5 protein-coding genes are annotated in these 6,867 nt (G+C 59.1%); 3 read left to right on the forward strand and 2 right to left on the reverse strand.

Annotated elements, in window-relative coordinates:
* Nucleotides 1–2 precede the first annotated feature (2 nt).
* Nucleotides 3–554, reverse strand: coding sequence for a septation protein A (locus tag AAHA41_RS20610; RefSeq protein ID WP_323070465.1), 552 nt, complete (start codon nucleotides 552–554; stop codon nucleotides 3–5).
* A gap of 90 nt (nucleotides 555–644) precedes the next feature.
* Nucleotides 645–2,168 (reverse strand): aminotransferase class V-fold PLP-dependent enzyme, encoded by a 1,524-nt coding sequence (locus AAHA41_RS20615; RefSeq protein ID WP_323070464.1) that lies wholly within the window; start codon nucleotides 2,166–2,168, stop codon nucleotides 645–647.
* Between the two features lie 174 nt (nucleotides 2,169–2,342).
* Between AAHA41_RS20615 and AAHA41_RS20620 the strand changes: the two genes are divergently transcribed.
* From AAHA41_RS20620 to AAHA41_RS20630, 3 genes are all read left to right on the forward strand, one after another.
* The gene (locus tag AAHA41_RS20620; protein ID WP_323070463.1) at nucleotides 2,343–2,978 is read left to right on the forward strand and encodes a hemolysin III family protein; all 636 of its coding nucleotides are present in this window, start codon (nucleotides 2,343–2,345) and stop codon (nucleotides 2,976–2,978) included.
* A 117-nt stretch (nucleotides 2,979–3,095) separates the two neighbouring features.
* Nucleotides 3,096–4,757: a putative transporter gene (locus AAHA41_RS20625; RefSeq protein WP_043849840.1), complete on the forward strand. Its 1,662-nt coding sequence runs from the start codon at nucleotides 3,096–3,098 to the stop codon at nucleotides 4,755–4,757.
* A 232-nt stretch (nucleotides 4,758–4,989) separates the two neighbouring features.
* On the forward strand, nucleotides 4,990–6,867 hold a 1,878-nt coding region (locus tag AAHA41_RS20630), incomplete at its 3' end, for a retention module-containing protein (protein WP_342697338.1).

Below are 6,867 nucleotides of genomic sequence, written 5' to 3' on the forward strand. Positions count from 1 at the left end.
GGTTATTTTTTCAGCTGTTCTTTTTGATCAGCCGGAATGTGGCGGTAGAGGTAGACACCGCTGAGCAGGGTAAAGACCAGCGTCATCCCCAGCAGGCCGAACACCTTGAAGTTGACCCACATCTCCTGCGGCAGGTTGAAGGCCACATAGAGATTGAGCAGGCCACAGACGGTAAAGAAACCGGCCCAGCCGAGGTTGACCCGATCCCAGATGGCGTCGGGTGCCTGCAGCTCCTTGGCCAGCATCTGCTTGATCAGGTTCTTGCCAAAGCCATAGCGGCTGATGAGCAGCCCCAGCGCAAACAGGGCGTTGATGACGGTCACTTTCCACTTGATGAAGGTGTCATCGTGGAAGAACACGGTGAGACCGCCAAAGAAGCCGACCAGCAGGAAGGTAAAAAGCTGCATCTTCTCGACTTTGCGATAGCGGATCCAGCTGTAGGCGAGCTGCAGACCGGTGACCACCACCAGGGCGCCAGTGGCCATGTAGATGTCGTAGAACTTGTAGACCGCAAAGAAAACGATAAGTGGAATAAATTCAATAAATTGCTTCATTTCTGACGCCTAGTCCTCAAAGATGGCCTGCAAATTTTGCCCAGTCTACCTGCACGGTGGACAACGGCAAATGAATAAGACCGCTCATTTTTACGCCGGTTTCGCGCTGTCGCCAAACAGTTGGCGAGCAATGGTGAGCCCCAGTCGCTGCTGATCGGCCAGCAGGTCGCGGATATGGCGCTCTTCAATCAGGGGGTTGAGCAGTACGGCGCGCAGCAGGGTGAGGGGTTGGGCGCCGTAGCGCACCACGGCGCGCTGGGTACGGGAGACAAAGCTGTGCCCCTCGGCGCGCTGGGCTTTTTGCAGCGCTACGTTGAAGGCGTTGATCTGCTCGTTGGCCGCTTCATCCAGCACCTTACCCTGCAGATGGGGCGGGATGCAGCGATAGGAGAGCAGATTCATCACCGGAGCAGACATCAGCTCGAAGGCCGGATTGCTGGTAATAAGCTCGGCCATCAGCCGGGCCCGGTCGTAGTTGGCCTCGATGAGGTCGGCATAGCCTTGCTGGCCGAACAGCTGGAAGGCGGCGTCCAGATAGAGGGCGTTGGCCGGGCGGGTGCCCTCCAAGGTAAAGCGCCCCTGATCAAACGAGGTGGCACGAATGGCGTAGGGGGCCTCCCGCTTGACCGCCATCATCAGGTCCGGCTGGCGGCAGAGCAGCATGCCGGTACCGAGTGGCACCAGCAGCTGTTTGTGGCCATCCAGAGTGACGGTATCGGCCCGCTCGATCCCTGCCAGCAGGTCTTGATAGCGGGGAGAGAAGAGGGTCGGGCCACCCCAGGCGGCATCCACGTGGAAGTGGATCTGCTCGCGCTCGGCGATGGCGGCCAGCTCCGGCAGGGGATCGATGGAGCCAAAGTCGGTGCTGCCCGCCACACCGACCAGCGCCAGCACTTTCAATTTCTGCTCTTTGCACTGGATCAGCGCCTGCTCCAGCGCAGCCAGACTGAGCCGGTTCTGCTCGTCGGTCTCGAGGCGCCAGACGCTGCGGGCGCCCAGCCCCAGCAGATCCATCCCCTTGTCGAAGGAGTAGTGCATCAGCCGGGAGCCGAGAATGACGGCGCCGCGATAGCCCTGCTCATAGAGGGCGAACAGGTTGTCGCCGCAGGCGCGGTTGCGCGCCAGCCAGAGGGCGGTGACGTTGGCGATGGTGCCGCCGCTGGTCATGACGCCGAGGGCGGCATCTTTGGCATGCATCTGTTCGCCGTAGAAGGCATCGTCCATGCCGTAGATGAGGCGGTGCAGCTTGGCCAGCACCTCCCGCTCCAGAAAGCTGAGCAGACGGGAGGACTCCATCTTCATCGGATTCTGGTTGAGCATCACCACCAGACGAGAGAGCTCGGCAGTGAAGGCCGGCAATGGTGCCGTCATATGACCCATGTAGCGTGGTGAGGTGAGGTGAGAGGCGCCGGGTACCAGAGTAGCCAGCCGGGCGAGATAGGCCTCGGCCGAGCAGCTGCTGGCGGGCATGCGGGACTGGTCGAGCTGATGGGTGAACAGATCGCGCTGGTAGGGGGCCTGACTGTCGTCGGAGTGGTGGAAGGTCTCCAGCAAGGTGCTCATCGCCTCGCCAAAGGCGGGATCCGCTTGTGCAAACAGCTCAGTCAACTTCATCAGGTTCTCCAGACCAGGTCACCGGGGTAGGTGTCTATGCCGCTTCTGTCGGGCATCGGCGGCAGAGCATACACCAAAGGGGGGCGGGTGACAGCCACCCCATTTTTTAAGCGAACACTTGTACTCTGAAATGGCGCTGGGTAGAGTGTCGCCAATGATGACGGAGTGAATGTTATGAGTGGTGTGATGGATTACTCCCCCCGTGAAGAGCTGGCCAACCGGCTGAGCCACGGAGCGGGATTGTTGCTGGGTATTGCCGGGTTGGTGCTGCTGCTCATCAAGGGGTGGGGGCAGGGCACGCAAGCGCTGGTGAGCTACAGCCTCTATGGTGGCAGTCTGGTGCTGCTCTATCTCGCCTCGACCCTCTACCACAGCATGGCGGAGGGCAAGGCGCGACGCTGGTGCAAGGTGTTTGATCACTGCGCCATCTATCTGCTGATCGCCGGTACCTATACCCCCTTCTTGCTGGTAGCGCTCAATACGCCGCTGGCGCGCGGGCTGATGGTGGTGATCTGGGGGCTGGCGCTGGCCGGGGTGGTGTTCAAGCTGATATTCATCAACCGCTTCAAGAAGTTGTCGCTGTTTACCTATCTGATGCTGGGTTGGCTGTCGCTGGTGGTTATCTATCAGCTCTATATCCATCTGGCTGGTGAAGGGCTGCTGCTGCTCGCGGCGGGCGGGCTGGTCTACAGCCTCGGGGTGATCTTCTACGTGGCCAAGCGAATTCCCTACAACCACGCCATCTGGCATCTGTTTGTGCTGGGGGGCAGCATTTGTCACTTTATGGCCATTTACGGCTATGTCGTTTAATTAACCCTTAATTGGTATTTTCGCCGCACCAAAGGATAAATTCGTGCGTTATCACACAGTTGGCGGCATCGTTTGCTGACAAGCTAGGGACAGTTCAATTCGCAAAGGATGCACACAATGAGTGATATCGCGCTTTCCATCAGCATGTTGTCGCTGGTGGCAGTGCTGGGGCTCTGGCTGGGGAACTGGCGAGTCTATGGCGTCGGGTTGGGGATAGGAGGGGTGCTGTTCGGCGGCATCATAGTCGGGCACTTTGCCGGCCTCTCCGGTCTCGCACTGGATGAACAAACCCTGCACTTCATTCAAGAGTTCGGTCTGATCCTGTTTGTCTACACCATCGGCATTCAGGTTGGTCCCGGCTTCTTCTCTTCTCTGCGCAGCTCCGGTCTCAAGCTCAACGGCTTTGCGGCCCTGCTGGTGCTGCTCGGCGGCGTAGTCGCTGCTGCCCTGCATCAGCTGTTCGATGTGCCGCTGCCGGTGATCCTCGGGGTCTTCTCCGGTGCGGTCACCAATACTCCTTCGCTTGGTGCGGGCCAGCAGATCCTGGGTGAACTTGGGGCAGCCCCCGGCTCCACCGGCCTGATGGGGATGGGCTATGCGGTTGCCTACCCGTTCGGTATCTGCGGCATTTTGCTCACCATGTGGCTGATCAGGGTCTTCTTTCGCATCAAGGTTGAGGAGGAGGCCGCCCAGTTCGAGCTGCAGACCGGCAAGACCAAGGAGAGCCTGCAGACCATCAACATCGCGGTGCGCAACCCCAATATGCATGGCCTGATGCTGAGCGAGATCCCGAGTCTCGACGAAGCCGATGTCATCTGCTCACGGCTCAAGCGCGGCGATGAGCTGATGGTGCCGCGGCCCGATTCGCGCATCGAGTTGGGCGACCTGCTCCACCTGGTGGGTGAACGCCACGCGCTGCACAAGGTGCTGCTGGTGCTGGGGGAGGAGGTGGAGACCTCGCTCTCGACCCGTGGTACCGACCTGCGCGTCGAGCGGGTGGTAGTGACCAACGAGCAGGTGTTGGGCAAGAAGATCCGCGATCTCGACATCAAACAGCGTTATGACGTGGTGATCTCTCGCCTCAATCGGGCCGGTATCGAGCTGGTGCCGACCAGCCAGACCAGCCTGCAGTTTGGTGACATCCTCAACCTGGTGGGACGCCTTGATGCCATCGAAGCGGTGACTAATGTGGTCGGCAACGTGCAGCAAAAGCTGCAGCAGGTGCAGATGCTGCCGGTCTTTATCGGGATCGGTCTTGGCGTGCTGCTTGGCTCCATCCCCTTCTATCTGCCGGGCTTCCCGGCCGCGCTCAAGCTCGGCCTGGCGGGCGGACCGCTGGTGGTGGCGCTGATCCTGTCGCGGATCGGCAGCATCGGCAAGCTCTACTGGTTCATGCCGCCCAGTGCCAACCTGGCGCTGCGGGAGATCGGGATCGTGCTGTTTCTGGCGGTGGTCGGCTTCAAGTCGGGTGCCGGCTTCGTCGATACCTTGATCCACGGCGATGGCCCCTCATGGATGCTCTACGGCGTCGCCATTACCCTTATTCCGTTGCTGGTGGTCGGGGTGCTGGCTCGCCTCTATGGCAAGATGAACTACCTCACCCTGTGTGGTTTGCTGGCCGGCTCCATGACCGATCCTCCCGCGCTGGCCTTTGCCAACGCCATGCATCCGACCAGCGGCGCCAGTGCTCTCTCATATGCCACTGTCTACCCGCTGGTGATGTTCCTGCGGATCATCTCGCCACAGCTTTTGGCCATCATCCTCTGGGCTGGTGCATAACTCTCTGAAATGGCAGGTGCATGGTTTGTCATACTCCTGCCATATTTCTGTAATGTACTGATAAAATTGATTTTATTTTATATCCCTCCGTTAGCTCCGACCCTTCTGGCCGGCTGAACAGTTCAGCCCCAAATCAGTCTATTCTTTCGAATTTTCTAACTGGTTATTTCCACTGCCTGTGTGCAAAGTAGGCTGTGGCTTTTTGCATGCAAATCAGGATTCAGGAGAGAACATGATTACCAATGCCATTACCTTGGAACAGGGCGTAACCGTAACCCAACTCAAAGGAAAGATTTACCTGCTTGCCGCAGACGGCAGCCGGAAGCTGTTGGTTGAAGGGGATGTACTGCCAAAAGGGGCTGTGATTGTCTCTCCCGATGGTGGCAGCTTTATGGGCGGCAACCAGTCGTTCAATGTGCAGCCGGCCGGTCAGCCGAGCGAGTCGGCCGAAGAGGGTGATGCGCCCCAGCTGGCACAAAACGGCACTCCGAGCGATATCAATGCATTGCAACAAGCCATTTTGGGCGGTGCTGACCCGACCAAGACTTTTGAAGCCTCTGCCGCGGGTGGCGCACCTGCTGCTGGCGGTGGCGGCGTCGGTGGTGTTGCTGGCGCCAGTGGCAACGGCGGCTTTGTTACCATCGACCGTGTAGGTGATGCCACCATCTCCCAGGCCGGGTTTGATACGACCAATCCCGTCGATACCGGCGTTATCGCCAATGCCTTGCCGGGGACCGACAATCAGCTGATCGACCTTGTGCCGCCAGTGATCACCGTATCGGCTCCTGATAACACCAATGACACCACTCCCACTCTGACCGGTACCACAGATGCTCCGGCTGGCAGTATCGTGACCCTGCTGGTCACCGATGCGAATGGTAATCAGCAAACCCTTACCGCGATAGTCAATCCAAACGGCACTTTCACTGTCGATGTTGTCACGCCCCTGGCTGAGGGCTCTTATACCGTCACAGCCAGTGTCACCGATCCTGCGGGGAATACAGGTACCGCTACCGACAACGGTAACGTTGACAGTACTGCGCCCTCCGCTCCACAGGTCGAAATCCTGGATGGGGCAGATAATGTTATCTCCGCGAACGAGCGTGAAACTGGGGTGAGTGTGATTATCCGACTGCCAGGGGATGCCAAGGCTGGCGATCGTCTCGATGTGGACTGGAACGGTGATGGTGTGCCCGACTCCAGCAGAATACTGACGACTGACGATATCGGCCGTACCCAGGTCACCCTGACCATCCCCACTACGGATCTGCCAGTCAACGGCCCCATCACGGTAGATGCCACCCTGACCGACCCGGTGGGCAACACTTCGCCCAAGGGAACCGACAACAGCGTGGTGAATGCCGCGCCTCTGCCGGGCGACGACCAGTTCACTGTGGCGGAGGACGGCACCGTCACCATCAATGTGCTTGGCAATGACACGGATGCGGATGGTGATCGTCTTACTATTAGTGCCATTAATGGTCAGGCCATTGCCGAAGGTGGCACGGTAGCGATCAGCAATGGTTCCGTCACTCTGAGCAATGGCCAGCTGATCTTTACACCGGCCCCTAATTTCAACGGTGATATCTCTTTTGAATACACCATTACCGATGGTGTGAATAGCTCGACAGCCGGTGTTACCGGAACTGTTACACCCGTCAATGATGCAGCCATCATCGCAGGTGACGACATCGGCGCTGTGACTGAAGATGCCAGCCCAGATGTATTGACTGATACCGGTGTCCTGACCGTGACCGACGTGGACGGTGAGGACGAGGTGGCGTTCAAGACCGATGCGGCCAGCATCAAGGTGAGCGAGGGCGCGCTGGGCAGCCTGAGCATTAAGGCTGACGGCACCTGGACCTACAACGTCGACAACAGCAAGGTGCAGTACTTGGGCGCGGGCGAGAAGAAGGTCGAGACCTTCACCGTACAGAGCGTCGATGGCACTCCGCACACAGTGACCATCACTATCACCGGTGTCAACGACGGTGCGACGGTGGGCCAGGGCAAGGATGATGTGGGCAGCGGTACCGTGAAGGAAGACACGGCTGACCAGACCATTGCCAGCGGCAAGCTGACGGTGACCGATGCCGACAGCGGTGAGGCA

Source organism: Aeromonas sp. SER (genome assembly GCF_038739615.1).
Lineage (GTDB): Bacteria > Pseudomonadota > Gammaproteobacteria > Enterobacterales > Aeromonadaceae > Aeromonas > Aeromonas jandaei.

Excerpts from the sequence above, each read along its gene's own strand:
- AAHA41_RS20610 (WP_323070465.1), bottom strand. The coding sequence starts at position 554 with ATGAAGCAATTTATTGAATTTATTCCACTTATCGTTTTCTTTGCGGTC.
- AAHA41_RS20615 (WP_323070464.1), bottom strand. The coding sequence starts at position 2,168 with ATGAAGTTGACTGAGCTGTTTGCACAAGCGGATCCCGCCTTTGGCGAG.
- AAHA41_RS20620 (WP_323070463.1), top strand. The coding sequence starts at position 2,343 with ATGAGTGGTGTGATGGATTACTCCCCCCGTGAAGAGCTGGCCAACCGG.
- AAHA41_RS20625 (WP_043849840.1), top strand. The coding sequence starts at position 3,096 with ATGAGTGATATCGCGCTTTCCATCAGCATGTTGTCGCTGGTGGCAGTG.